This is a genomic window from Sinomonas susongensis (assembly GCF_005877005.1).
GTDB lineage: Bacteria > Actinomycetota > Actinomycetes > Actinomycetales > Micrococcaceae > Sinomonas > Sinomonas susongensis.
In genome coordinates this window covers 54,931-78,580 of sequence record NZ_SSNH01000007.1, presented here as the reverse complement: position 1 = coordinate 78,580, position 23,650 = coordinate 54,931, and the positions used below count along the sequence as shown (strand labels likewise).

At 68.2% G+C, this 23,650-nt stretch carries 21 protein-coding genes; 10 read left to right on the top strand and 11 right to left on the bottom strand.

Annotated elements, in window-relative coordinates; genetic code table 11:
- Positions 1-8: 8 nt before the first annotated feature.
- Positions 9-971, bottom strand: a complete 963-nt coding sequence (locus tag E6A21_RS10875; RefSeq protein WP_138444174.1) for a GlxA family transcriptional regulator — start codon at positions 969-971, stop codon at positions 9-11.
- Positions 972-1,123: 152 nt separating this feature from the next.
- Here E6A21_RS10875 and E6A21_RS10870 point away from each other — a divergent pair, with 152 nt between their 5' ends.
- The gene (locus E6A21_RS10870) at positions 1,124-1,411 is read left to right on the top strand and encodes a hypothetical protein (protein ID WP_138444173.1); all 288 of its coding nucleotides are present in this window, start codon (positions 1,124-1,126) and stop codon (positions 1,409-1,411) included.
- Positions 1,408-2,586 (top strand): citrate/2-methylcitrate synthase, encoded by a 1,179-nt coding sequence (locus E6A21_RS10865; RefSeq protein ID WP_246036383.1) that lies wholly within the window; start codon positions 1,408-1,410, stop codon positions 2,584-2,586. The genes E6A21_RS10870 and E6A21_RS10865 overlap by 4 nt, the downstream gene beginning before the upstream one ends.
- A gap of 448 nt (positions 2,587-3,034) precedes the next feature.
- Here E6A21_RS10865 and E6A21_RS10860 read toward each other — a convergent pair whose 3' ends face one another.
- From E6A21_RS10860 to E6A21_RS10850, 3 genes are read right to left on the bottom strand one after another with little or no spacing between them, the layout of a single operon-like run.
- Positions 3,035-3,511, bottom strand: coding sequence for a DUF3237 domain-containing protein (locus tag E6A21_RS10860; RefSeq protein ID WP_138444172.1), 477 nt, complete (start codon positions 3,509-3,511; stop codon positions 3,035-3,037).
- The gene (locus tag E6A21_RS10855) at positions 3,508-5,307 is read right to left on the bottom strand and encodes a CocE/NonD family hydrolase (RefSeq protein ID WP_246036381.1); all 1,800 of its coding nucleotides are present in this window, start codon (positions 5,305-5,307) and stop codon (positions 3,508-3,510) included. Before E6A21_RS10855 ends, E6A21_RS10860 begins: the two co-directional genes overlap by 4 nt.
- Positions 5,304-6,641, bottom strand: coding sequence for an MFS transporter (locus tag E6A21_RS10850; RefSeq protein WP_138444171.1), 1,338 nt, complete (start codon positions 6,639-6,641; stop codon positions 5,304-5,306). Before E6A21_RS10850 ends, E6A21_RS10855 begins: the two co-directional genes overlap by 4 nt.
- Positions 6,642-6,800: 159 nt before the next feature.
- Between E6A21_RS10850 and E6A21_RS10845 the strand changes: the two genes are divergently transcribed.
- Complete coding sequence (locus tag E6A21_RS10845; RefSeq protein ID WP_171041364.1) at positions 6,801-7,709, top strand: PaaX family transcriptional regulator; 909 nt, start codon at positions 6,801-6,803, stop codon at positions 7,707-7,709.
- Positions 7,710-7,742: 33 nt separating this feature from the next.
- Here the strand turns inward: E6A21_RS10845 and E6A21_RS10840 are convergent, their stop codons facing one another.
- From E6A21_RS10840 to E6A21_RS10825, 4 genes are all read right to left on the bottom strand, one after another.
- Positions 7,743-9,308 (bottom strand): acyl-CoA synthetase, encoded by a 1,566-nt coding sequence (locus E6A21_RS10840; RefSeq protein ID WP_138444169.1) that lies wholly within the window; start codon positions 9,306-9,308, stop codon positions 7,743-7,745.
- A gap of 28 nt (positions 9,309-9,336) precedes the next feature.
- Positions 9,337-9,813, bottom strand: a complete 477-nt coding sequence (locus E6A21_RS10835; protein WP_138444168.1) for a MaoC family dehydratase — start codon at positions 9,811-9,813, stop codon at positions 9,337-9,339.
- A gap of 121 nt (positions 9,814-9,934) precedes the next feature.
- On the bottom strand, positions 9,935-10,819 hold the full coding sequence (locus E6A21_RS10830; protein WP_138444167.1) for an amidohydrolase family protein: 885 nt from the start codon (positions 10,817-10,819) through the stop codon (positions 9,935-9,937).
- The gene (locus E6A21_RS10825; protein WP_138444166.1) at positions 10,819-11,766 is read right to left on the bottom strand and encodes an SDR family NAD(P)-dependent oxidoreductase; all 948 of its coding nucleotides are present in this window, start codon (positions 11,764-11,766) and stop codon (positions 10,819-10,821) included. Before E6A21_RS10825 ends, E6A21_RS10830 begins: the two co-directional genes overlap by 1 nt.
- Before the next feature lie 137 nt (positions 11,767-11,903).
- On the opposite strand from E6A21_RS10825, the gene E6A21_RS10820 reads away from it, so the two are divergent.
- From E6A21_RS10820 to E6A21_RS10800, 5 genes are all read left to right on the top strand, one after another.
- Positions 11,904-12,362 (top strand): MarR family winged helix-turn-helix transcriptional regulator, encoded by a 459-nt coding sequence (locus tag E6A21_RS10820; RefSeq protein WP_246036379.1) that lies wholly within the window; start codon positions 11,904-11,906, stop codon positions 12,360-12,362.
- 38 nt (positions 12,363-12,400) lie between these two features.
- Positions 12,401-12,571: a YqaE/Pmp3 family membrane protein gene (locus E6A21_RS10815; RefSeq protein ID WP_138444164.1), complete on the top strand. Its 171-nt coding sequence runs from the start codon at positions 12,401-12,403 to the stop codon at positions 12,569-12,571.
- A 745-nt stretch (positions 12,572-13,316) separates the two neighbouring features.
- The gene (locus E6A21_RS10810; protein ID WP_171041363.1) at positions 13,317-14,267 is read left to right on the top strand and encodes a carbohydrate ABC transporter permease; all 951 of its coding nucleotides are present in this window, start codon (positions 13,317-13,319) and stop codon (positions 14,265-14,267) included.
- Entirely contained in the window at positions 14,264-15,163 is a 900-nt protein-coding gene (locus E6A21_RS10805; RefSeq protein ID WP_138444163.1) for a carbohydrate ABC transporter permease, read from the top strand. Before E6A21_RS10810 ends, E6A21_RS10805 begins: the two co-directional genes overlap by 4 nt.
- 98 nt (positions 15,164-15,261) lie before the next feature.
- Entirely contained in the window at positions 15,262-16,608 is a 1,347-nt protein-coding gene (locus tag E6A21_RS10800; protein ID WP_138444162.1) for an ABC transporter substrate-binding protein, read from the top strand.
- A 152-nt stretch (positions 16,609-16,760) separates the two neighbouring features.
- Here E6A21_RS10800 and E6A21_RS10795 read toward each other — a convergent pair whose 3' ends face one another.
- Positions 16,761-17,042: a hypothetical protein gene (locus E6A21_RS10795; RefSeq protein ID WP_246036377.1), complete on the bottom strand. Its 282-nt coding sequence runs from the start codon at positions 17,040-17,042 to the stop codon at positions 16,761-16,763.
- 158 nt (positions 17,043-17,200) lie between these two features.
- On the opposite strand from E6A21_RS10795, the gene E6A21_RS10790 reads away from it, so the two are divergent.
- On the top strand, positions 17,201-18,589 hold the full coding sequence (locus E6A21_RS10790; protein WP_212745917.1) for a sensor histidine kinase: 1,389 nt from the start codon (positions 17,201-17,203) through the stop codon (positions 18,587-18,589).
- Between the two features lie 31 nt (positions 18,590-18,620).
- On the opposite strand, the gene E6A21_RS10785 is transcribed toward E6A21_RS10790, so the two are convergent.
- Entirely contained in the window at positions 18,621-19,292 is a 672-nt protein-coding gene (locus tag E6A21_RS10785; protein ID WP_138444159.1) for a response regulator transcription factor, read from the bottom strand.
- Between the two features lie 145 nt (positions 19,293-19,437).
- The gene (locus tag E6A21_RS10780) at positions 19,438-20,727 is read right to left on the bottom strand and encodes an alpha/beta hydrolase (RefSeq protein WP_138444158.1); all 1,290 of its coding nucleotides are present in this window, start codon (positions 20,725-20,727) and stop codon (positions 19,438-19,440) included.
- A 465-nt stretch (positions 20,728-21,192) separates the two neighbouring features.
- Here E6A21_RS10780 and E6A21_RS10775 point away from each other — a divergent pair, with 465 nt between their 5' ends.
- Positions 21,193-23,628, top strand: coding sequence for a bifunctional lysylphosphatidylglycerol flippase/synthetase MprF (locus E6A21_RS10775; protein ID WP_171041362.1), 2,436 nt, complete (start codon positions 21,193-21,195; stop codon positions 23,626-23,628).
- Positions 23,629-23,650 lie beyond the last annotated feature (22 nt).

Genomic DNA, 23,650 nt, shown 5'->3' with positions numbered 1-23,650 from the left:
CGCCAATCTCATGAAGCGCCTGCGCGCACCTCACGCGCCTGAAACGTCCGACGGTATGCCGCTGGGCTGACACCCAGCCGCTTGTGGAAATGGTGCCGCAGGAGCACAGCCTGTCCGAAGCCCGCGGCACTTGCGACGGCGTCGATGCTGAGGTCTGTCTCCTCGAGCAGGTTCTGAGCTCTGAGGAGCCGCTGCGAGTTGACCCAAGCGGCGGGTGTGGCACCGGTTTCTTCTCGGAACCGGCGCGCGAAGGTTCGCTCAGACATGTGCATTCTGGACGCAAGCCTGCTGACTGGAAGCTCGGCATCAAGGTGTTCGGCCATCCACACCAGGAGGTTCTCCATCGTGTCACCGCGCTGCGTCGGAACGGGACGATCGATGTACTGGGCCTGACCGCCCTCCCGATGAGGCGGGACCACCATTCCGCGTGCTATGGCGGAGGCGACCTTCGCACCGAACTCTGTCCTGATCAGATGCAGGGACGCATCGATTCCAGCCGCGGTCCCGGCACTGGTGATCACATTGCCGTCCTCGACGTAGAGGACATTCTCATCAACAGTCACCTCCGGAAACTCCGCCGCGAGCTCGCGTGAATGCTGCCAATGGGTGGTCGCGCGCCGCCCGTTCAGGATCCCGGCTTCGGCCAGAGCGAACGCGCCGGCGCACACCGAGAGAATGCGGGCTCGGCGGGAGTCCGCGCGCCGAAGCACCTCGGCCACGGTCGGCGGAAGGGGCCTACCTCGGTCGTAGGGGGTCATGATCACCAAGTCAGCATCGTCGGCGGCATCGAGACCGGAGTCGACGAGGATGGACACTCCCACGTCAGTCTGGAGCAGGCCCGGCCGCTCGGTGCAGATCCTGAAGTCGAAGGCCGGGAGTCCCGCGCGCCTCAGGCCGAACACCTCGCACACCACCCCGAATTCGAAGGAGTGCAGGCCGGGAAGGGCAATGACGGCAACCGAACGCAGCATCTCCCCAGTATGGCGGAAAATGCGCGGAAGTGGTCACCTCTGCCACTGCCGATGTCCGCTGGACCGGCCGAATATCGAATGCATGGAACGACGCTCGCGGCGCATTCAGGGGCGCCGCGAGGGAAGTAGATCGCCAGGGAAGAGGGCACACGATGTTGATCGACGAGTTCACGTTCTGGCGGCTATGGCAGTTCAGGGAGGAGCGCCTCGAGGAGGAGCTGGAGCGCCGGCGGATTCTCCGCGAGCGACACGACGCCGAGGGTCAGAACGCGCGGGAGGTCGGCATTGCCCCTGCGGGCGTCGAGCCATGGAAGGCGATCGTGCGGCTCGCCAGCAGAGCAGCCGACGTCGGTCGTCGCCACCACTTTGGGAGGGGCGAGCTTCTTGAGTCGGGCCCGGGTCTGACCCTTGGACCCTGCTGCGAGGAGGTCGGCGGGTGAGGGAAGTCAAGGATCCGACCACGATCGACCGCGTGGACGAGACCCTCATCGACGTGCCCCGTGGTCTCAGGAACGTCGTAGTCGCCGAGACAATGCTGAGCGACGTTCGGGGAAGCGAAGGCTTCTACACCTACCGTCAGTTCTCCGCCACAGACCTTGCCCGTCGCTGCTCCGTAGAGGAAGTCTGGTGGCTTCTGATCGACGGCGAACTGCCCGAGCCAGGACGCTTCGGGGGGATCCGGAGCGAGATTGCCGCTGCAGCCGTCCCCTCGAGCGAACTCCAGCGGCTGGTGGCGACGGTGGCGGCGTCGGCCTCAGCCGACCTGCTCGGGGCTGTGAAGGCCGCCGTCGCCCTTGACGGAGCGCTAAGGGGCTCCCCCGCGCTATTCGACCTGGATGAACCGACCCGCCGCACGGAAGTCGTCCGCGCGGCCGCGCAGATTTCTACGCTCATCGCCGCCCTCACTCGTCTGTCGAACGGGCAGACGCCGCTGATGCCCCGCCCGGAACTGGGCTTCGCCGAGAACTACCTGTACATGCTGGACGGCGCGCCACCCACTGCCGAGAGGGCAAGGGCGCTGTCGACCTATCTGGTCGCCGCGATCGACCACGGATTCAACGCCTCCACTTTCACTGCGCGCCTCATAGCGTCCACAGGGGCCGACGTCTCTTCGTGCTTCGTCGGCGCCCTCGGTTCCCTCTCCGGCCCGCTCCATGGAGGTGCACCCAGCCGCGTACTGGACATGCTCGACGCCATCGGCACCGTCGAGAACATTGATCCCTGGGTCACTGAACGCGTCCTCTCTCATCAGAAGATCATGGGCTTTGGGCACCCGGTGTACCGGGTCGAGGATCCGCGCTCACGTCTGCTCAAGGAGGTCGCACAGCGCTTCGAAGGACCGAGAGTCCAATTTGCCATCCAGGTCGAGGAGCGGATTCCGTTCCTACTTGAGAAACTCAAGCCCGGTCGACACCTGCACACCAATCTGGAGTGGTACGCCGCCGTCGTCATGGAGCAGGTCGGCCTCTCGCGCAGCCTCTTCACCCCAACGTTCGCTGCCGCTCGCGCCCTAGGCTGGGCCCCCCACATCCTTGAGCAGGCCGCCGATCCGAAGATCATCCGGCCTTCAGCCCGCTACGGGGGGCCACCCGCACCCCAGCCGCTTCCGCGATGACGCCCAGAGAAGCTTCTTCCCGCCATCCTCGGGATTGATCCGACTCTCCCCGGAACTCCTGCGGTTCGGTTGGTCCGGCGGTGGGGACCCTGGCGGTGAAATGGGCCGCGGCCCTGCTCGGGCAGGGACGCAGCAGCCCTGCCCATGGCTGTCAGAGGGCGCACCACCGTGCGGAGCCGGATACGTGCGGCTGCGGGTGGGAGACTCGGCATTCTTCCAGATCCTCCGCACGTACGCGGCACAGCATCGGTACGGAAATGCCACCACCGACGACTTCATCCACACGGCGGAGTCGGTCAGCGGCTCGGATCTGAGCAGCTTCTTCCAGACGTGGCTGCGCGACCGAAGGCACCGCCCATGCCAGCGCTCCTGCCCTCCCAGTAGGCCTCCGCACGTCGAAGCCGAGACCTCCCCCGTTTCGAGCGCGTCGCCCACGTGGGCCCAGCGGTCAGCCCATCGCAAAGATGTGGACGAGCACGGAGCCCGGGTACCGCTCTCCCGTCCCGACGAACAGCGTGCGATTGACCCAGTCCCAGGCCGGGGCCGAGGCCCGCAGCCGCACCGCGCACCGGAAGTAGATCTCCGCGGGGTCCACCGCCTCGCCCCGGATGAGCCGGCCCATGGCCTCGGGGCTCCCCGAGCGGAGGGCGGCGTTGTCGACTGAGATGACAGCGCCGTCCTCCGTTTCGAGCGCGTAGCGAGCTTCGAGCTCGGTGAGCTCCCGGGAGTGGAGTGTCTGGAAGTCCGCACCCCCTGCCAGCACGCGCCCCGTGAGCCGCGGCCCCGCAGCCGTCCCGCCGGTGATGGGGATGATCCGCCGGTGCCCCTCGGGAGTTGGGCCCACGTCGATCGGCTCGGCGATGTGCACTGTGAGCGTTCCGACGTAGTCGAGGGCGGGGGCCTGCGGCTCCGGATGCAGGGTCATGGCTGGGACAGCACCCCGAGGGTGATGCGGCTCGGTGCGGCTTCGCCCCAAAGGACTCGCTGCCGGGCCACGACTGTGTCCGAGGAATCTGTGGCCTTCGCCCCCGTATTGAGGTTGCGGTCCCACTTCGGGTGACAGCTCGACGTGACCTGTACCCGGATTCGATCCCCGGCCTGGAACGTGCAGGCAGTCGCCCAGAGGTTGACCCGGAACTCCTCGACCTGTCCGGGCGTGAGCGGACGGCGCGGCGGTCCCGGCCGGAAAACCCCGTCGCCAGCGCACGCGTCGCGCCATGACGCGCGCACGATCCCCTCGGCCAAGCCGACGGAGCGCCCGTCGGGCGTGACCCGGCACAGCCGCACCACGAAGTCCGTGTCGACAGCCGACGAGGAGGCGAACAGTGTCGCAGTCACATCGCCGAACACAGTGAGCGGGTCCGCCAGCGGCTCCGTCGTGAAGACGACGACGTCGCCGCGCGCCTCGACCGGCGACTGCTCGGCCGGGCCTGCGAGGTCTGCCCCCAGGTGCATGCTGGCGCCGCCCGTGCTCGGGACAGGATCGAGTGGATCGTAGTCGTACTCGACCGCGCCGTCGTCGCCGGCCTCGCGCAGGAGCGAGCCGTCCGTACCCAGGAAGAGCTCCACCGCCCCGTCAGGCTCCGGCAGCTCGTGGAAGCCTCGCCAGCTGTTCTCGCCCATGAAGTAGACGAGGGCCGAAGGCAGCTCCTGCGTAGGCCCGTCGCGCCCCGGCCCGTCGTGCCCAGGTCCTTCCTGCCCAGGCCCGTCACCCAGCACCCGGGCGAACCACCGCGCGTGGATAGAGGACAGGTCGCCATAGGCCCCGACCGCACCAGCAGACCCTCCCGGGAACGCCGTGCCCGGGAAAATCCCGGTGTAATTGGTGTGGCTCCACGGGCCGAGGATGAGGCTGGGCCGCGGGACGACTGGATCCCTCCTCGATGCCTCGAGCTGGAGCCTGTAGTGGGCGAGCGTGTTCGGCAGGAAGATGTCGAACCAGCCGCCGATGTTGAGGGTTTCCAGGGCAACAGGTTCGGAGGCGGGCCAGTTCCACGCCTCCGACGTCTCGCCGCCGGGATCCTCGCCCGTGGAGGGGATGATGTACGACTGCATGAACGTGCTCGCGCGGGACTTGAGGTCGTTGAGCGGAAGTGTCCCGAACGCGGAGCCGTCCGCGAAAGAGGCGTCCAAGTCGCGCCAGGCCTCGAGCTCCCGCTCGAGCCGAGCGGGGTCCCCAGCGAACTCGCGGCGCACCGCCTCGAGCGAGATCGAACCGTGGCCCCAGCTCAGCCGCGAGCCGAGTTCGAAGGCGCCACCCCGGAAGAGAGCGCCGTTGTCTGCACTGCCCGCCGCGCATACGCCGGAGGCCAAGGCCGCGAGGCCCACGGGATTTCGGCGAGCAGCGCGCCACTGGGACTCCCCGAAGTACGAACGGCCCCACATCCCGACCCTGCCCGATGAGTACGGCAGGTTCGCTGCCCACTCCACCGCCTCGGCGCCGTCGTCCGCTTCATGCTCGCTCGGGACGAACTCGCCGTCCGAGCCGAAGCGGCCGCGCACGTCCTGGAGGACGACGATGAAACCGGCTGCGGCGACGGTGGCGGGGTTGAAGTAGGCCGAGTTGACCGAGAGGTCCCGCCCGTAGGGGGTGCGGGTCATGAGAACCGGGAAGCGCTCGGCCTCGGCGGCCGGCCGGTAGACGGTGGACCGGAGGACGGTCCCGTCGCGGAGCGGGGTCTCGACATCGTTCTCGATGAGGACGTTGTACGCCAAGCTCAAGCCACCTTCTTCCCGAGGTCGTCGGTGTCGATCCGGTAGGTCTCGCGGACCCAGATGAGCGTCACCAGGGCCGAGACAACGCAGCAGACGGCGGTGAAGACCGCCACGGGGACCCATCCACCAGGGCCGGGGCGTACGACGGCGGCGGCGATCGTGGGAGCAAAGCCAGTCACGATGAGCCCGAGCTGGGAGGAGATGGCCGCACCGGAGTAGCGGATGCGGGTCGGGAACATCTCGGCGACGATCGCCGGACCGAGCGGGTTGACCATGCCGTAGCCGACCACCATCACGACGATCGAGGTGACGAAGACCAGGGGGACGTCCTTCTGCGAGATCGACCAGAAGTAGGCAAAGATCATGACGGCGCAGATGAGGTTGCCGGTGATGAAGACGGGCTTGCGTCCGATCCTGTCGGCGAGGATGCCGAACAGTGGCTGGGCGATGATGCCGAGCGCGGCCGTGATGATGGTCGTCGCGAGCATGATGGTGCCCGAGACGAGGTGGCCGTTCGTGGCGTAGGAGAGGCTGAACGCGGAGACGATCGTGGAGACCACGGCCCAGACGCCGAAGAGGATGACCTTGATGATGGTGGGCCAGTAGTCGCGGAAGACGACCTTGAGCGGGAGTTCCTGCTTGGTTTCCCCCGCCTCGCGGGCTTGCTCGAACAGCTCGGTCTCGGGGACGCGCCGCCGGATGATGAAGCCGGCGGCCGCAACGATGAAGCTCGCGAGGAACGGAATGCGCCAGCCCCACGCGATCAGCGACGCCTGGGGCATGAGGGAGACGAGCAGGAACGCGATCGAGGCGAGCATGATGCCGGCCGCGGCACCCGTGTTGACCCAGCTCGCGAAGAAGGCGCGACGGCGGGACGGAGCGTGCTCGAGTGAGAGCGTCACGGCGCCGACGGACTCTCCGGCTGCCGAGATGCCCTGGAGGACCCGCAGGAGCACGAGGATCACGGGCGCGGCTGCGCCGATCACCGCCGTCGTGGGGAGGCAGCCGATGAGGAACGTCGCGACGCCCATCGAGACGAGCGTGAAGACGAGCATCTGCTTGCGGCCGATGCGATCGCCGAAGTGGCCGATGAAGCCTGCCGCAAGCGGCCGGACGACGTAGCCTATGCCGAGCGTCGCCATCGAGAGGAACTGCCCCAGAAGCGGGTCGAGCCCCGGGAAGAAGACCTTGTTGAAGATGAGGGCCGAGGCCGAGCCGTAGATGAAGAAGTCGTAGTACTCGAGCGTGCTGCCGACGAAGCTTGCGACGGCTGCCTTGCCGGCGTGGCGCCCGGGGGCGACGCCAGTGGAAGTGACTGAAGTGGCGGGACCAGCGGTCATTGCGGATCTCCTGGTGTTGCGGTGGGTGGGGGGCGAGTGTGCTCTCGTGAACCTCGTCGTTCGGGCTGTGTGGGGTGCATCACTCGTACATCCATGATTGCGATAAATCTCGCGAGCGTCAATAAATCTGCAAAGATTCTTTTCGGCTGGGAGGATGTGATGGTGCGCTATGACGGAGAAGGGCGAGTCGAGGCGACCGCCGTCGACTTTCCGAGGCCCCAGCGAGGGGGAACGAGCCAGCATCTCCTCGTGACGATGCTCGGCGAATTCTGGCGGCACACGGACCTGTGGCTTCCCGCCCGCGCGATCGTCCGGCTCGCCGAGGACGTCGGGCTCACGCGCTCGGCGGTGACGACGGCCCTGAGCCGGCTCGCCGCGCGCGGGGTCCTCGAGAACGACGGCGGAGGGCGCTCTTCGCGATACCGCTTCACAGCCGCAGCCCGGGCCAGGCTCGTCGTCGGCACCGCCCAGATCGCCCAGTTCGGTGACCCGAGCATTCCATGGGACCGGCACTGGACGGCAGTCGCGTTCTCCGTGCCCGAGAAGGAGCGCGACGTCCGCGAAGCGTTCCGCGCCCGCCTCAAATGGCTGGGCTTCGCACCCGTGTACGACGCACTCTGGTTCTCGCCCCGGGATCGAATGGAGCAGGTGCGGGAGATCGCCGACGGGTACGGCGTCGAGGACTTCATGGCGTTCCGGGTCGAGGACGACGCGTTCGAGGGACGCCGTCCCGCCATCATCGACACTGTCGAGCCCCCCAGGCGGTATGCCGAGTTCGCCGCGGCGAACGAGGCCCGCCTCAAGCGGCTTCAGGCGGGAGAGCTCGACGCGCGGGAAGGCTTCCGAGCTCGCGTCGAAGTCCTGGACGAGTGGCGGGCGTTCCCCTGGGACGATCCGGGGATGCCCTACGAACTGCTCCCCGAGGATTGGCCGCTCCTCCGGGCACGAGCGGCATACATCGCCGTCTTCGAGGCGACGGCCTCCCTCGCCGAGCGCCATGTGCGCGAAGTCCTCGGCGAGCTCGCACCCGAGGCGCAGGCCGGCGTCCTCGTCCCGGCCACGCCGTGAGGGCACCGGGCCACCCGTAGGCAAGGACGATCCTCAGTGGGCGCACTGCTTGCGGAGCTCGGCCTTGCGGATCTTGCCGCTCGCAGTGCGCGGCATCTCCTCGACGAACACCACCGACTTCGGGATCTTGTACCGGGCGAGCCGCCCGTCGAGATGGGTGCGCACGTCGTCCTCGGATAGCTCCATCCCCTCGCGGAGGGTCAAGACCGCCCTCGGGACCTCGCCCCACTTCTCGTCCGGGACTCCGATCACCGCCACGGACGCGACCTGCGGCAGTTCGACGATGACGGCCTCAACCTCGGCGGGGTAGATGTTCTCGCCGCCCGAGATGATCATGTCCTTGAGCCGGTCGGACAGGTAGAGGAAGCCCTCGTCGTCGCGGTAGCCCATGTCCCCGGACCTGAACCAGACGCCGTCCGCATAGGAATCGCGGACCGCATCGGACCGGTTCCAGTACTGCTTGATGACGTTCGGTCCCGAGATCTGGATCTCGCCCACCTCCCCCGGCGCCAGGACCTCGCCGATCGGGTCGACGACGCGGAGGTCTGTGAAGAAGTGCGGGAGCCCGGCCGAGCCGACCTTCTCGCGCGAGCGCTCGATCGGAAGCGTCGTCACGCCTGGCGCTGCCTCCGTCATGCCGTAGTTGTTGGAGAAGCCGATCCCGCGCTCCTCATACGCCGCCAGGACGCTCGCCGGGATCGCCGAGCCACCGCACGTGAGCCTTCTGAGCGAGCTGAGGTCGGTGGCCGCCCAGGAAGGGTGCTCGGCCAGCATCTGGAACGTGGTCGGCACGCCATTGAGCGTCGTGACGCGGTGCCGTTCGATGAGCTCGAGGGCGCGGCCCGGCTCGAACTTCTGCTCCAGCACGGCCGTGCCGCCCTTGAGCAGGATCGGCAGGAGCCCCATGTCGAGCGAGGCCACGTGGAACAGCGGCGAGATCATGAGCGCGATGTCCGTGGAGGCGAGGTCCGTGTCCACGAGCACGTTGTAGCAGTTCCAGATGATGTTGCCGTGCGTCAGCAGCGCGCCCTTCGGGCGGCCCGTCGTGCCGGACGTGTAGAGGATCATCGCCCCGTCCTCGAGCGTGACCGTCTCGTCGATCGGTTCGGTGGCAGCGGCCCGAAGCGCCTCCTCATAGGGTTCCACTGCGGAGCCGGCCTGAGCGGCGGAGGCTCCCCGGCCGTCGTCGTCCGACTCCGGGCCCTCCCCGACGACAAGCCGGCGCTGGACGCCGGTGCCCCCGGCCGCGCTCCCGGCCAGCGCCTCAAGGCGCTCGGCGCTGACGAGGATCCGGACGCCTGCGTCATCGAGCTGGAACTGCAGCTCGGGTGCCGCGAGGCGCGTGTTCAGCGGCACGAACAGCGCGCCGAGGAGCCCGCAGGCGAAGAGCGTCTCGACGAAGGCGGGATCGTTGTCCCCGAGGTACGCGACCCGGTCCCCCGGCGCGACGCCGCGACGGCGCAGAGCGTGGGCGAGCCTCCGGGTCCGCTCGGCCAGCTCCGCGTAGGTGATGCTCCGCTCACCCGCGATCAGGGCGGTTTTCGCGCCCGACTTCGGGCGGCGTCGCTCGAGCCACGAACCAACACCGTTGTTGTACACAGCATCCCTCCCTTGGTCGGCCCAGGCTCTACTTGTAGAAACGGGCGAGGAATTCCGCGACGACAGCCGGGCGTTCCTGCCCCTCGATCTCAATGGTCGCGTTGACCTTGATCTGCGCGCCGCCCTTGACCTCGGTCACCTCGGCGATCTGACCGAGCATCCGCACCCTCGAGCCGACCTTGACCGGTGAGGTGAAGCGCACGCGGTCGAGGCCGTAGTTGACCTTGGTCGTGACGCCCTCGACGTCGAAGAGCTCGCCCCAGAACGGGATGAGCAGCGAGAGCGTGAGGAAGCCGTGGGCGATCGGCGCGCCGAACGGGCCCTCCTTCGCGCGTTCGGGGTCGATGTGGATCCACTGGCGGTCGTCCGTGGCGTCCGCGAAGAGGTTCACGCGCTCCTGGCTGATCTCGAGCCAGTCGGTCGCGCCGAGGTCGGCTCCTGCCATAGTGAGGAGCCTGTCGAAATCGACGACGAGGCGGGGCTCGACAACACGGGGCTGGGTCATGGGTGTCTCCTTGGGTGGGGTGGGGGGCTCAATCGACACAAGTCGCGGCGTTCCTGGGTGCGGATTCCGCGTTTCCCGGGTTGAGTTGTGTCGTTGTTGACCCTGTTTCGGGGTGACGCTGTTATCGGGCCAGTCCGAGGACGCGGATGGCGTTGCTCTTGAGGATCTTGGGACGCACCTCGTCCTTGAGCGGCAGGCCGGCGAACGCGCCGAGCCACTTCTGGGGGGTGATGAGCGGGAAGTCGGTGCCGAAGAGGACCTTGTCCTGCAGGACCGAGTTGGCCGCCTTCACGAGCGATTCGGGGAAGTACTTCGGGGACCAGCCGGAGAGGTCGATGAAGACGTTGGACTTGTGGGTCGCGATCGAGTTCGCCTCCTCCTGCCACGGCACGGAGGGGTGGGCCATGATCACGGTCAGGGCGGGGAAGTCGGCGGCGACGTCGTCGAGCAGGAGCGGGTTCGAGTACCGGAGTTTGATGCCGTGGCCGCCCGGCAGGCCCGCGCCCATCCCGTTCTGGCCGGTGTGGAAGATGGCCGGGAGGCCCAGCTCCTGGAGCGTCTCCCAGAGCGGGTAGAACTCCTCGCTCGAGGGATCGAAGCCCTGCAGGGACGGGTGGAACTTGAACCCCCGCGCGCCGAGCTCGAGCGCCTGGTGCTTCGCGCGGGCGATCGCCTCCTCCCCCGTGCGCGGGTCCACGGACCCGAACGGGATCAGGACGTCGCTGTGGCGGGCCGCGCCCTCGATGAGCTCCTCGACGCTGTTGGGCTCGTGCCCCAGCTGGGTCCGCGCATCCACGGTGAAGACGACCGCGGCCATGTTCAGCTCGCGGTACGTCTCCGCGATCCTCTCCAGGCTCGGGGAGCGGTCTTCCGTCTTGAAGTACTTCGCGGAGGCCTCCGTCAGTGCCGTCGGGAGGGACGCGTGCCCGTGTCCGTCCACCTCGAGGTGGACGTGCATGTCGATCGCGTCGACCTTGCCGGCGTCGACGCCGAGCTCGTAGTGCATCAGCGGACCTCGGCGCCGGTCTTCTCGGCCTGGGGCTGCAGCCCTTCCGGGAGCGGGAGGAACTCCTCGCCAACGCTCTGCAGGTGGGCGCCGATGAGCTCCGCGCCGTGCTCCCGGAGTGCCTCGTAGGTCCAGCCGCCCTCGCGGTAGTCCGTCGTGGCGGGCTCGGGGTGGGTCCAGACCTGCAGGCGGTCCCCGCCCGCGCCGATCGCCTGGCCTGTGATGCCGGCGGCCTCGTCCGAGGCGAGGTACGCGATGAGGCCCGCGACGTCCTCGGCCGTCCCGAAGCCGAGGTCGTGGCGGAAGAAGGCCGGCATGGCCTCGCCGCGCTCGTCGGCCTCGACTGCCTTGGCGAAGTACGGGACGGTCTTGGTCATCGCCGTCGCCGCGACCGGGATCACGGCGTTGACCGTCACGCCGGCCTTCTTCATCTCCAGCGCCCACGTGCGGACCATGCCCACGATCCCGGCCTTCGCCGCGGCGTAGTTGGTCTGGCCGAAGTTCCCGCGCTGGCCTGTCGGGGAGCCGATGGCGATGATCCGGCCCTGGACACCATTGGCCTTGAAGTACGCGAACGCCTCGCGGACGCAGGTGAACGTGCCGCGGAGGTGGACGTTGACGACCAGGTCGAAGTCCTCGTCGGTCATCTTCAGAAGGCTCTTGTCCCGCAGGATGCCCGCATTCGTGACGAGGATGTCGAGCCGTCCGAACGCCGCGACCGCACCCTCGACGAGGGCTTTGGCCGCCTCCGTCGAGCCCACGGGGACGACGACGGCCCTCGCCTTCCCGCCGTCGGCCTCGATCCGGGCCACCGCGGCAGCCGCTGCCTCCTCGTTGACGTCATTGACGACGACGGCGGCGCCCTGCCGCGCGAGCTCCCGGGCGTATGCCAGGCCCAGGCCCTGCCCACTGCCGGTGACGATAGCTACCTTGCCTGCCAGGCTCATGCCATGCTCCCTTGCACTCTTGCTCGGGTCCCCTGTCCGGTGACCCTCGGGCCGCGAGGCCCTTGCCAAGATCCATGAAAGATCCGATCATTGAGAATGTCAATGATTTAGCTCCACCGGATTGGGAGGCGAGGCGCGTGAGCGCGGAGGACATCGAAGGCGGGGTGCCGCGACTGGCACAGGCAGCGATCGCAGGCGACATCGGGCTCCTCCTGGCCAAGCTGCGCGCCGCCGGATCTGTCGTGAACAACAAGGCGCTGGCCGAGTTCGGGCTGCGCGAGCGCTCGTACTCGGTACTGCGTCTCGCGTGCAGCGGGCTCGAGCCGACGCAGCGCGAGCTCGCCGACTTCCTCAGCCTGGACCCCAGCCAGATCGTAACGCTCGTCGATGAGCTCGAGAGCCGCGGGCTGGTATCCCGTGAACAGGGGCGGACCGACCGCAGGCAGAAGACCGTGCTCGCGACGCCTGACGGCGAGCGGCTGCACGAAAAGGCTGAGGCTGCGGTCTTGGAGTGCGAGCGGGAGCAGCTCGCGGCGCTGACGGACACGGAGGCCGCGACGCTGAGGAAGCTCCTGCGAAAGGCACTCTGGACGTGACCTCCAGAACCGGGGCATTAATGGTGCAGGATTAGGGAATGAAGAAGATCCTCTTGGTCATCCTCTGCTTCTTCCTCCCACCCCTGGCCGTACTCTTCCACGACGGCCTATCCCGCAAGGTGCTCTGGGCGCTGCTGTGGCAGCTGCTCGGTCACATTCCGGGAGTGATCTACGGGATCCTGGTCGTCACCAAGGAACCCGCCAAGTAACGGCGCTCTCGGCCGGACGCCCCCCCTCCCCAGAACCTCTGTCTAGGTCCTCTGGGGAGGGATGGAGCCCGGAACCGTCGGAGGGCCTTAGCCCTGGGTGGTGCCTGGGGAGGCGCTGCTCGAGGTCGACGCTCCCCCGTCGTGGCCGTGGAACCCGCCCCGGCCGAAGCCGCTGTCCGCGGTGACGCTCGAATAGTCGGCGCTCACCTCGTACCGCACTGTCGAGCCGTTCGAAGTGGCGGTGGCGAGGTGCCTGAGCTGCTGATCGCACCGCTAGTCGTGGAAGGGCTGGGCGTGGTCGCTGCGCTGGCCGCAGCGGTCCCGGCGCCGATGAGGGCTGCAACGGCGAGCCCCGAAGCGGCCGCGTAGCCGAGGCGCTGGTTGACTTTCATGCTGTTCTCCAGTCGGTAGGCCGCCGGGCCGTTCCTTCCCGGACCGTCCACTTCAGAATCACGCCCATACCTGTCAAGCGCCTTGGTGGGAAGTGTGGGTTTCACGGGACTGTCCGGCTGGCGAAGGGCGGACTCACGCGAACCCTCGCTGGCGGGAGGCCCCCGTCTACACCACCCACTTAGCTATCAGCTGTGAATTCTCGATGAGGTAGATCGGAATTCACCCGCGGTTCAGCAGATGTCGCCCTTTGGCAACATTCCGGCATGGTCGACTACTTCGAGACGGTCACCCCCGTATCCCAGTTGCCGAAGGAATGCCCGCCGATGTCCCAGCCCGCTTGCCCGATTGTTCCATGAGCGAGACGACCAAAGCGCGCCGCCGCAGCGCGTCGTCGACCTCCCAGCCGGAGCGGAAGCGCCCCCGCTTCTCCGGCCGCACCCGCCGCGACTTCCTTGTTTTCCTCGCGCTGGCCCTCCCGAACCTGATCCTCATCGCGGTGTTCACGTACCGACCGCTCTTCGCGAACATCCAGTACTCGTTCTTGGACTGGACGCTCGGATCGAAGACGGCGCGGTACATCGGATTTGAGAACTACGCGACGTTCTTCGGCAGCGACGACGCCCCCCGAGTCCTCGGCACCACTGCTGTCTTCACCGTGCTCACGGTGGGCGTGTCCATGGTTTTGGGCCTGCTCGTTGCGCTCGCGTTGAATGCGAAGGTCCGCGGCACGACGTTCGCGCGTTCGGCCGTGTTCGCGCCCTACGTCCTCTCGGGCGTGGGTGTGGGCCTCGTGTGGATGTTCATCTTCGACCCCGGCTATGGGGCCCTCGCCTGGTTCCTGCGGAGCATCGGCATCGCGAGCCCGCAGTGGTTCAACGAGCCTCCGCTTGCGCTGACGATGGTCATCATCGTCTATGTCTGGAAGAACCTGGGCTACTGCGCGATCGTGTACCTCGCGGGGCTGCAGTCCCTGCCCGCTGACGTGATGGAGGCTGCCGCGCTCGACGGGGCCGGGGCTGGCCGCCGCTTCCTGAGCATCAGCCTCCCGCTGCTCTCCCCCACTACGTTCTTCCTCCTCATCACCACGATCCTCTCGAGCCTCCAGGCGTTCGATCTCATCCGGATCATGACCCCGCTCGGCAGCGGCACGAGCACCCTGATCTATGAGGCGTACATGCAGGCATTCGGGTCGTACAACCGGGCCGGATACTCCGCCGCGATCTCGGTGGTCCTGTTCGCGATCCTCCTCGTCGTCACGGTCGTGCAGATCCGGTTCGTCGAGAGGAAGGTGCACTACGCATGAGTGCCCCCGCACCCCTGGCGGTCACGGAGACGGTCGGCAAGCCTGAACGACCGCGCCCGTTCTCGTCGCAGAACCTGGCCCGTACGATCGCTGGCGGCTATCTTCCCCTCATTGTCGCGACGCTCATAGTGGTCCTTCCGCTCCTCTGGATGGTCCTGAGCTCGTTCAAGACTCCCGGCGAGATCGTCACGACTGACCTGAAGGTCCTGCCTGAATCCGTCAATCTCGACAACTACAGCACGGCCATGACCACGGTTCCGTTCGGCCGGTTCTTCCTCAACTCAGCGATCGTCACCGCGGTCGGCGCGGCCGTGAAGGTCACCCTCGCGATCATGACGGCGTACGCGCTCGTGTTCGTGCGGTTTCCGTTCAAGAACGTGGTCTTCATCCTCATCCTGGTGGCGCTCATGGTGCCCCCGCAGGTCGCGATCCTGCCGAACTATGTGCTCATAGCTGGCATAGGCGGCAAGAACACACTGTGGGGCATCATCCTGCCCGGGCTCGGCACCGCGTTCGGCACCTTTCTGCTGCGCCAGCACTTCATGACCCTTCCGGCCTCGATCCTCGAGGCGGCAGAGATCGACGGGGCGGGCCATTGGAAGCGCCTGTGGCAGATCGTGGTGCCGGTCTCAGTCCCCTCGATCGCCACGGTGGCTCTCGTGACGATCGTGTCGGAGTGGAACGACTACATCTGGCCGCTGATCATCACCGATCGCCCGGAGGTCATGACACTCCCCGTCGGGCTCACGCTCCTGCAGAACTCCGAGGGCGGCACAGGCTCGTGGGGCATCCTCATGGCCGGCGCGGTCCTCGTGATCGTGCCTGTCCTCGTCGTGTTCGCCATGCTCCAGCGCTACATCGTGGCTGGCCTCACCCAGGGCAGCGTCACCGGCTAGTGCATCACGTGGTCCGGCCGCTGTGAGGGCCGGGCTGCCCCGGTCGTGCAGGCCGCAGTTCCATCACCCTCGAGAAGCACCCTACGAAAGGCACACCTATGTCATTCCGAGTGGACCGTCGTCATTTCCTGGCCCTTGCCGGAGCAGGGACCACCGCCGCAGCCCTCTCCGCGTGCGGCGGCCCCGACACGTCCGGCAGCAGCGCGACCTCTGCGGCGGCGGACATCGACTTCAAGGACGTCAAGCCAGCGGCCTCCATCGACTTCTGGTCGAACCACCCGGGCAAGTCGGAAGACGTGGAGAAGCAGCTCGTGGAGAAGTTCCAGGCCGCGAACCCGGGGATCAAGGTCAACCTCGTGACGGCGGGCGCGAACTACGAGGAGATTGCACAGAAGTTCCAGACGGCCCAGGCGGCGAACTCCGGCCTCCCGGGCGTGGTGGTGCTCTCGGACGTCTGGTGGTTCCGCTACTACATCAACGGCAACATCATCCCGATGGACTCCCTCGTCAAGCAGCTCGACATCAATCTCAGCGATTACCGCGACTCGCTCGTCAAGGACTATCAGTACGCCAACAAGCAGTGGGCCATGCCGTACGCCCGCTCCACCCCGCTGTTCTACTACAACAAGGACCACTTCAAGGCCGCCGGCCTCCCGGACCGGGCGCCGACCTCGTGGGCTGAGTTCGCCGAGTGGGCCCCCAAGCTGAAGGCCTCCTCGGGGGCGCAGTATGCCTACATGTATCCTGCGCTGGCTGACTACGCGGGCTGGACCCTCCAGAACAACCTTTGGGGCTGGGGCTCGGGCTGGTCCAAGGGCTGGGACATCACCTGCGACTCAGACGATGCGGTCGCCGCCATGCAGTGGGTGCAGGATTCGGTCTATAAGGACAAATGGGCCGGCGTGTCTTCGAAGGACTCCTCTGCCGACTTCGGCGGCGGGATCACTTCCGCGACGATCTCTTCGACCGGTTCCCTCGTCGGTGTCCTGAAGACCGCGAAGTTCAATGTGGGGGTCGGCTTCCTCCCTGGCGGCCCGAAGGCCACCAACCCGGTCTGCCCGACCGGCGGTGCCGGCCTCGGCATCCCGTCCGGGATCTCGAAGGAGCAGCAGCTGGCCGCCGCAATGTTCATCAAGTTCGTGGGCGAACCCGAGAATGCGGCAGCCTTCTCCGGGGCCACGGGCTACATGCCCGTCCGCAAGTCCTCGGACATGACTGCAGTGCTGGCCAAGACGCCGCAGATCCAGACGGCGATCGACCAGCTCGCCGTGACGAAGGTCCAGGACAACGCCCGCGTGTTCCTGCCGGGCGCGGACCAGGAGATGGCGAAGTCGGTAGCGAAAATCGTCACCCAGCAGGGCGACGTCAAGGCCACGATGGGCGACCTCAAGAAGACCCTTCAGGGGATCTACGACAAGGACGTCAAGCCGAAGCTCAAGGCCTAGGCTTCCAGACCTTACGACTGCGCCAACCACACACACGACGGCGCTGCCAGCCTTCCGGCGGGCAGCGCCGTCGTCCACGTCTGGCGCTGTCATCACCCGTCCGGGCCGCTCCCGGCGTGGTCAGTCGCCGAGAGCAGCGGTCGGAGGTGGGATCACTTGGATCCGGGGGCGTCTCCCGGGTCGACGTGATCGCCGGTCTGCTGGACGTTGGGCCCGCCGTCTGCCCCGTCCGCGGTGTTTGCGGCCGTGCTGCCCTGTGTCGGGCTGTCGGCTGGGTCACCGGGGGTGGCCTGGTCGGCTGGCCCAGCCGGGGCGGAGGCCGAGCTGGGAGCCGGGGCAGGGGTGGTGGCGGCGTTCGCGGCCGCCGTCCCGGTGATCCCGGCGAGCACGAGCAGGCTCAGGGTGGCTCCTGCGATCTTGGTCCTGGGCTTCATGGGCTTTTGCATCCTTTCCTCGTCGTCCCCAGCCCTCGATGCGGCCTGGGGTTGCACCCCACTCTCCCTCGGGGCAGGTGAGAGGAGGCTGAGGATGGCTGAGCGTCCGCACAGGGAACCGACTTGCGGAAGCCCGCAGGTGCTTGGATGCTGGAGGCGTGCAGCGGCCGTCCTCGTCGGTCTTTCGGCCGCATGGCTGGGGGATCCGGAACCAGTCCATGGCGATCGCCGTGCTCGTCACTGCTCTGGCGCTGGGGGCGGTGGCCGTGCTGTCCCTGCTGCTGCTATACAACGCGCTCACTGCCGCGACCGACAGCGTGCTGGCGACGAAGTCGCACGACGTGGCCGCCTTGGTCTCAGCTCAGGACGTCGGCGAAGCCGGACAGGCGATCACGTCGGGGACCCGGCCCGACGTGCTGGTCCAGATCGTAGACTCGGCCGGACACGTCGTCCACGCCTCGCAGCCGGCCCTGCTCGCCGAGCCAATGAGCGGGCTCCGTCCGGCCCCGGGCGCCAGCGCCGTTCAAGAGATGCCAGGGGGCACCGTGCCCGCCCTCGAAGACGGGTACCGGGTGCAGGCGGTCGGAGTGGACTCCGGGAGCCAGCGCTACTGGGTGCTGGTCGCCCAGAGCCTCCAGGTCAGGACCGAAACCCTCGGCACGGTGTCCCTGTTCCTGCTGCTGGCGGGCCCCGCCTTGCTGCTGCTGGTGGGCGCATCTGTGCGGATCCTCGTGGGAAGGTCCCTGAGGCAGCTCGAGCGGATCCGTGCCCAGGTCGAGCAGGTTGCCCCTGGCAGCCTCAGCGGCCGGGTCACCGTCCCTCACACTCGGGACGAGCTCGAGGCGCTCGCGCGGACGATGAACGCAATGCTGGAGCGGGTCGAGTCTGCGGATAGGATGCAGCGCCGGTTCCTTTCGGATGCTGGCCACGAGCTACGCAGTCCCCTGGCCACTCTCCAGACCGGGCTCGAGGTCGCGGCAGGCGACGCAGGCGGGAGCCACTGGCCGGAGTTGGGGCCGATGCTGGCCGGAGAGGCGCGGCGGATGGCTGCCCTGGTGGAGGATCTGCTCACGCTCTCCAGAGGCCAACACCACGCGCTGGTCCCCGAGGTCAGAGATGTGGACTTGGACGACGTCGTCTCGTCCGAGCTCGCGCGCGCAAGGGCCGCCGGGACGCGCCGGATCGAGTCTGTGGTCGAACCCGCCCGCGTCCGGGGGGACGCCCGCCGCTTGACGCAGGTCGTCCGGAACGTGCTGGACAACGCCGAGCGGCACGCGGCCAGCACCGTCTGGGTGGCTCTGGCGACCCAAGGGAAGGAAGCCGTACTGACTGTGGACAATGACGGCCCTCCGGTCCCGGAGCGGGAGAGGGAGCGGATCTTCGAGAGATTCGTGCGACTGGACGACAGCCGTTCCCGAGACACCGGGGGCAGCGGGCTCGGCCTAGCGATTGCCCGGACGATCCTCGCTGCCCACGGTGGGTCAGTCTCGGCGGAGGAGGGGCCTTGTGGGCGCTGCCGCTTCCGCATCGCCCTCCCCCTTCCCTGACACCGACGCCCTAACTCATGGGCCCGCAAGGTCAGTCCGCGGAGAGCCGGTAGCCCATCCCGCGCACCGTGGCCAAGGTCGCGACCCCGAATGGCGCATCGATCTTCCTGCGAAGGTAGCCGATGTACACCTCCACCACGTTCTCCGGGCCCTCGAACATCGGGTCCCAGACGTTGTCAAGGATCTCGGCTTTGGACACGACTTCACCAGCCCTGCGCATCAGATACATCAGCAGGCCATACTCTCGAGGGGTCACGACGATCTCCTTCCCGTCGCGGGAGACGGCCCGCCGAACCGGGTCCAGCAACAGCGACCCGACCCTCAGGCTCACGGGTCGCTCCGGTGCACCGCGCCGGATCAGCGCCCGCAGTCTGGCCACCAGCACCAGGAAGCTGAAGGGCTTCGTCATGAAGTCGTCAGCGCCTAGGTCGAAAGCGTCCGCCTGGTCGTACTCTCCGTCCTTCGCCGTGAGCATCATCACCGGCGTCCAGACCTGCCGCTCGCGCATCTCGCGCAGGACCGCGTAGCCATGCTTGGCCGGGAGCATCAGGTCCAAGATCACCGCGTCGTACGGGTTCTCCGTCGCCGCCCACAGCCCCCCGACGCCGTCATGGGCTACGTCCACCACGAATCCCTCCCCGACGAGCCCACGCCGCAGCGTCTCGGCCAGGACCTTCTCGTCCTCCACTATGAGAACCCGCATGCGTACCGTCTCCCCTCTCCCGCGTCCGGCGCAGCCGCGTATCCAACACCGACAACCCTCCCCCGCAGACCTGAAAGAACCTGGAAGGCCCTACCCGCCGGAGGTCCTCCGGTCGAGGTCCCCCCGCAGACTCCGGCGCCTGTGGTCACGGGGCGAGGCCGAGGCGGGCGGCGACCCAGTCGAGAGCAGAGGGCAGGGCGGTGGCAGGCACGGCCCAGGAATGACCGGTGCTCGGAATGGCGGTGGCCTGGGTGGTCATGCCCGCCCGGCGGGCGGCTGCGGCGACCTCGTGCATGGATGCAGTGAACTCAGCGTCAGCGGCCCCTGCCGCGAAGTAGGCCCAGGAGTGGGGGTAGCGGTGAGCTTGAAGCTGGTGAAGGGGGGTGAGGGCTTCGAAGGCCTTGGTGTCGCCTCCGAAAGCGGTCTGCACAGTGGCGGCGCGGCTGGGACCGAGCGCGGGTTCGCCTTCTCCGCTGAAGTCTAGGGCAGTGCCGTAGGTGCCAGGGTGGAGGGTGGCCATCTGGATGGCGCAGGTGCCTCCGAAGGAGAACCCTCCGATAGCCCACCGGGTGGGCTCGGAGCTGACGTCGAGAGTGGATCTGATCCAAACGGGGACATCGGCGGAGAGGTAGGTATCGGCGCGGGCGATGCGAGAGTCCATGCACATGGTGTTGGCGGTGGCGGCGCCGTTGACATCGGGGACGACGGTGACGGGCGCCAGGCCGTGATGGGACGCGGCGAACCCGTCGAGGATCGTCCGGATGCGGCCTCCGGTGAGCCAGTCCGCAGGCGAGCCGGGCTGCCCGGATACGAGGACGAGCACGGGCAATGGCGCGTGGGAGGGTGCGCTGTATGCCGGGGGCAGGTAGATGTAGGCGGGGCGTCCGGCGAAGCCGGAGGGAACCCCGGGAATGCCGCTGGAGAAGACCTGGCCGTGAGCGGACACCGCGGAACTCTCCTGCCTCTGTCCCAGCGGCACGGACGCAGCCGTCGGAGTTCCGGAGACTGTGGCGAGGGAGGGGATGTCAGCAGTGCTGGCGCCGATGAGGTCAGCCAGCGTGCGGTACTGGCCGTAGTAGGCGTTGGCCTGCAGGGCGGCGGCGGCCAAGACAACGGCTGCGGCAATTGGCGAGAGGAGGCGGCGGCGCCAAGGTCCTGCGGCGATCCCCGCGGCGGCGAACAGGATGCCGAGCGTGGCAACTCCGATCCACGCGAGCACGTCTGCGGGGAGGGGATGGGTGCTCAGTCCGGACTCGGTTGCCCACCAGCCAGCCGCGCAGGCGGTCAGGCATGCGACGACGACAGTCAGAACGGGAATCAGGAAACCCCTGCGCCACCGGCGAGCCAGGAGGTACACGACGGCGGCAGCGGCGAGGGCGGTCACGGCACCGGTGAGCGGACCTTGTGTGAGGTCCAGGCCGGAGAGGGGCCCCATGATGCCTCCACGTCTGCAGTCGGGTCGGGGAAAGGGCCTGGCAGTAGCGGACCCAGGGCTCCGGGCCGCCGGCGGCTCGGCGGCCAGGGGCGGCCAGCGGGTCCAGTCCGCGGAGGCCGGCCTGAGAGGAGCCTGAGCGGCATCAGCAACCCGGCTCAGGCTCCGCTCAGGTGCCACAACCCAGACTGGTGGCGTCGCAGGGTCGTGTTCCAGCGGCAGGCATGAAGCGCCTCCTGGGACGGCCCGGACGCAAGCGGAGGGGACATGGAAGAGAGCATGAAGGCGGAGGGCCCAGTCAGCTTCCGACGTACAGCCCAGATGCGGGCATTGCTGCAGAGTGCTCCGGTAACAGGAGTGCTCCTTTCCGTGTACTTGGCCGTGGCCGGAGCACGTGCCTTGGCCGGTTGGGCCGGGCCCTCCTGGGCTGCAGTGGGCGCCCACTCGCTCCCGGGCCGGTGGTGGGCCGTGGCCGCAAGCGCCCTCTCGCCCGGAAGTGTGCCCGGGTTCGTTCTGGGGGCGGTCCTGCTCGGGGGCGGTGGCGCCTGGGCAGAACGCCGTCTGGGAGCGGGAAGGTTCATGGCCGCAGCCCTGGGAACCCATGCGGGGGCGGTGCTCGCGGCGTCGGGCCTGGCTTGGGCGTTACGGGCCACCGGGGGCGCTTGGTCCGCACAGCTGCTCACACACTCCTTCTCGGGGCCGACCGCAATGGCGCTGGGCGCGGTGGCCGCCGCCACTGCAGCCTCGACCGCCTTGTGGCGCCGCCGTCTCCGCCTGGCCGTGATGGCCCTGCTCACTCTGCTCCTGCTCTACAGCGGGACCCTGCCGGACATGACGCGGTTCCTCGCCGCAGCCCTGGGCCTGGCGCTGGGACCTGCTCTGCTGGGCCGGGGGCCCCGGCTGTCGGTCCAAGCCGTGTCCCGCCGGGAGATGCGGACCTTGGTCGCAGTCACCGTCGCCGTGGCAGCGCTCGGACCAGTCTTGGCCGGCCTGCTGCCCCACGCGGTCGGCCCGTTTGCCGTGCTGCACCTGGCGTTCACCGGGATCCAGCCGACCGACCCCCTGACCGTCCGGGCCCTGTGCGCTGACCCCTCCCAGGCCCGAGACTGCGCAACGGCCCTGCTGCAACAGAGGGCGGGCGCCGGGGCGATATTCATGGCCGTGCTGCCCTCGGTCCTGCTGCTGCTCTTCGCCGAGGGTCTCCGCCGGGGCCGCCGCGCAGCCTGGGCCGGGGCACTGGCGGTGGAGGCGGTCCTGGCCGTCCTGGCGGCGTCCTGCATCGGTTCCTCCATTTTTCCCGTGCCGCCGGGCGCGGCCGGATGGGAGGCCTTCGGTGGTGTCGATGCCAGCACCTTTCGGAACCGGCTCGCCCTCGTCCTGCCACTGCTGACCCCCGCCGCGCTCGCTGGGCTGCTCGTCGTGGCCCGTGGCCACTTCGCTGTCCGCGCCCCCGGGGGCACCTACCTCCGTCTTGCTGCCCGACTCGCCGGTGCGGCCGGAGCCTTGGCTCTGCTCTATTTCGGGGCCGCGCTGACCCTGATCCAAAGCTTCTCCCCGATCCCCGGGCCCCTGGAGCTGCTCGCCAATATTCCCGACCGATTCCTGCCCTTGGGATACCTTTTCGACGTGCCTCCGGCGTTCGTGCCGGTGAGCGTGCCAGCGACCGTCCTGTACGAGGGTGTCGGGATCGTCTTTTGGGGCTCAGCGGCGGCGCTGGCCCTGGCCACCTTTCTCGGGGCCGCGGGTACGCCGGCGGAGCGGGACCGGGAACGTGCCGCAGACATCCTGGCCGCCTCCGGCGGATCCAGCCTGTCCTGGATGACGACCTGGTCCGGGAATCGGTACTGGTTCACTCCCGCCGGGACGGGATACATCGCGTACCGGCCTCACGCCGGGGTCGCCCTGGCACTGGGCCCGCCAGTATGTCCCGCGGGGGAAGAAGACACCGCCTTGCGGGGCTTCTCCGCCTTCGCCACTGCGAATGGATGGGTGCCCTGCCTTTACTCCATCGGCCCCGCCGCCGGGGCCGCGGCGGCTTCCCTCGGCTGGGACCGCGTGGAGGTGGCCGAGGACGCTGTTCTGGACCTCCAGGCTCTGGACTTCGCCGGCAGGAAGCACCAGAACACCCGCACCGCGCTGAACCGTGCCCGTCGGGAGGGCATCAGCGCCCGATGGATCCGCTACTCGGAGACGTCACCAGCTCTGCGTCGCCAGATCGACGTGATCTCCGAGGAGTGGATCGCGGACAAGGCAATGCCCGAAATGGGCTTCACCCTCGGCGGCATCAAGGAGATGGAGGACTCCCGGGTCCGCGTCCTTCTCGCCGTCGACGCCGATGGCGCCGTCCACGCCGTCTCCTCCTGGTTGCCCGTCCACCGCGGCGGCACGGTCACCGGGTGGACCCTTGACTTCATGCGCCGCGCCAGCAGCGGATTCGCGTCCGCGACGGAGTTCCTCATCGCGTCCGCCGCCTTGGCCCTGAGGGACGAGGGCTTCGAGACCCTCAGCCTCTCCGGGGCTCCTCTGGCCCGCAGCACCCTGGGCTCCTCGGGCACGGCCCTCGACCGGGCCCTGGACCGCGTCGGTACGCTCCTGGAGCCGATTTACGGCTTCCGCACCCTCCACGCCTTCAAAGCCAGATTCCACCCCCGCTGGGAACCCCTCTACCTGGCATACCCCGACCCCGCTGCGCTGCCGGCCATCGCCAACGCCCTCGTCAACGCCTACCTTCCAAACGCAACGCCTCGCCAGCTCTTCGGCCTCACGGCTCGCGTCACCCGCGGGCTCCTCCGTGGGCTCCTTCCCCGGCTCCCCCACCCCGGCCGCGCCGCCGCACGTGGAGCCGTCCACAGCAGGGCTCCACGCACCGTTCTGCAGCCGCCCGGAAGGGCTCCCGAGCCCTGAGGTACGCCGCGGCGACCCCGAG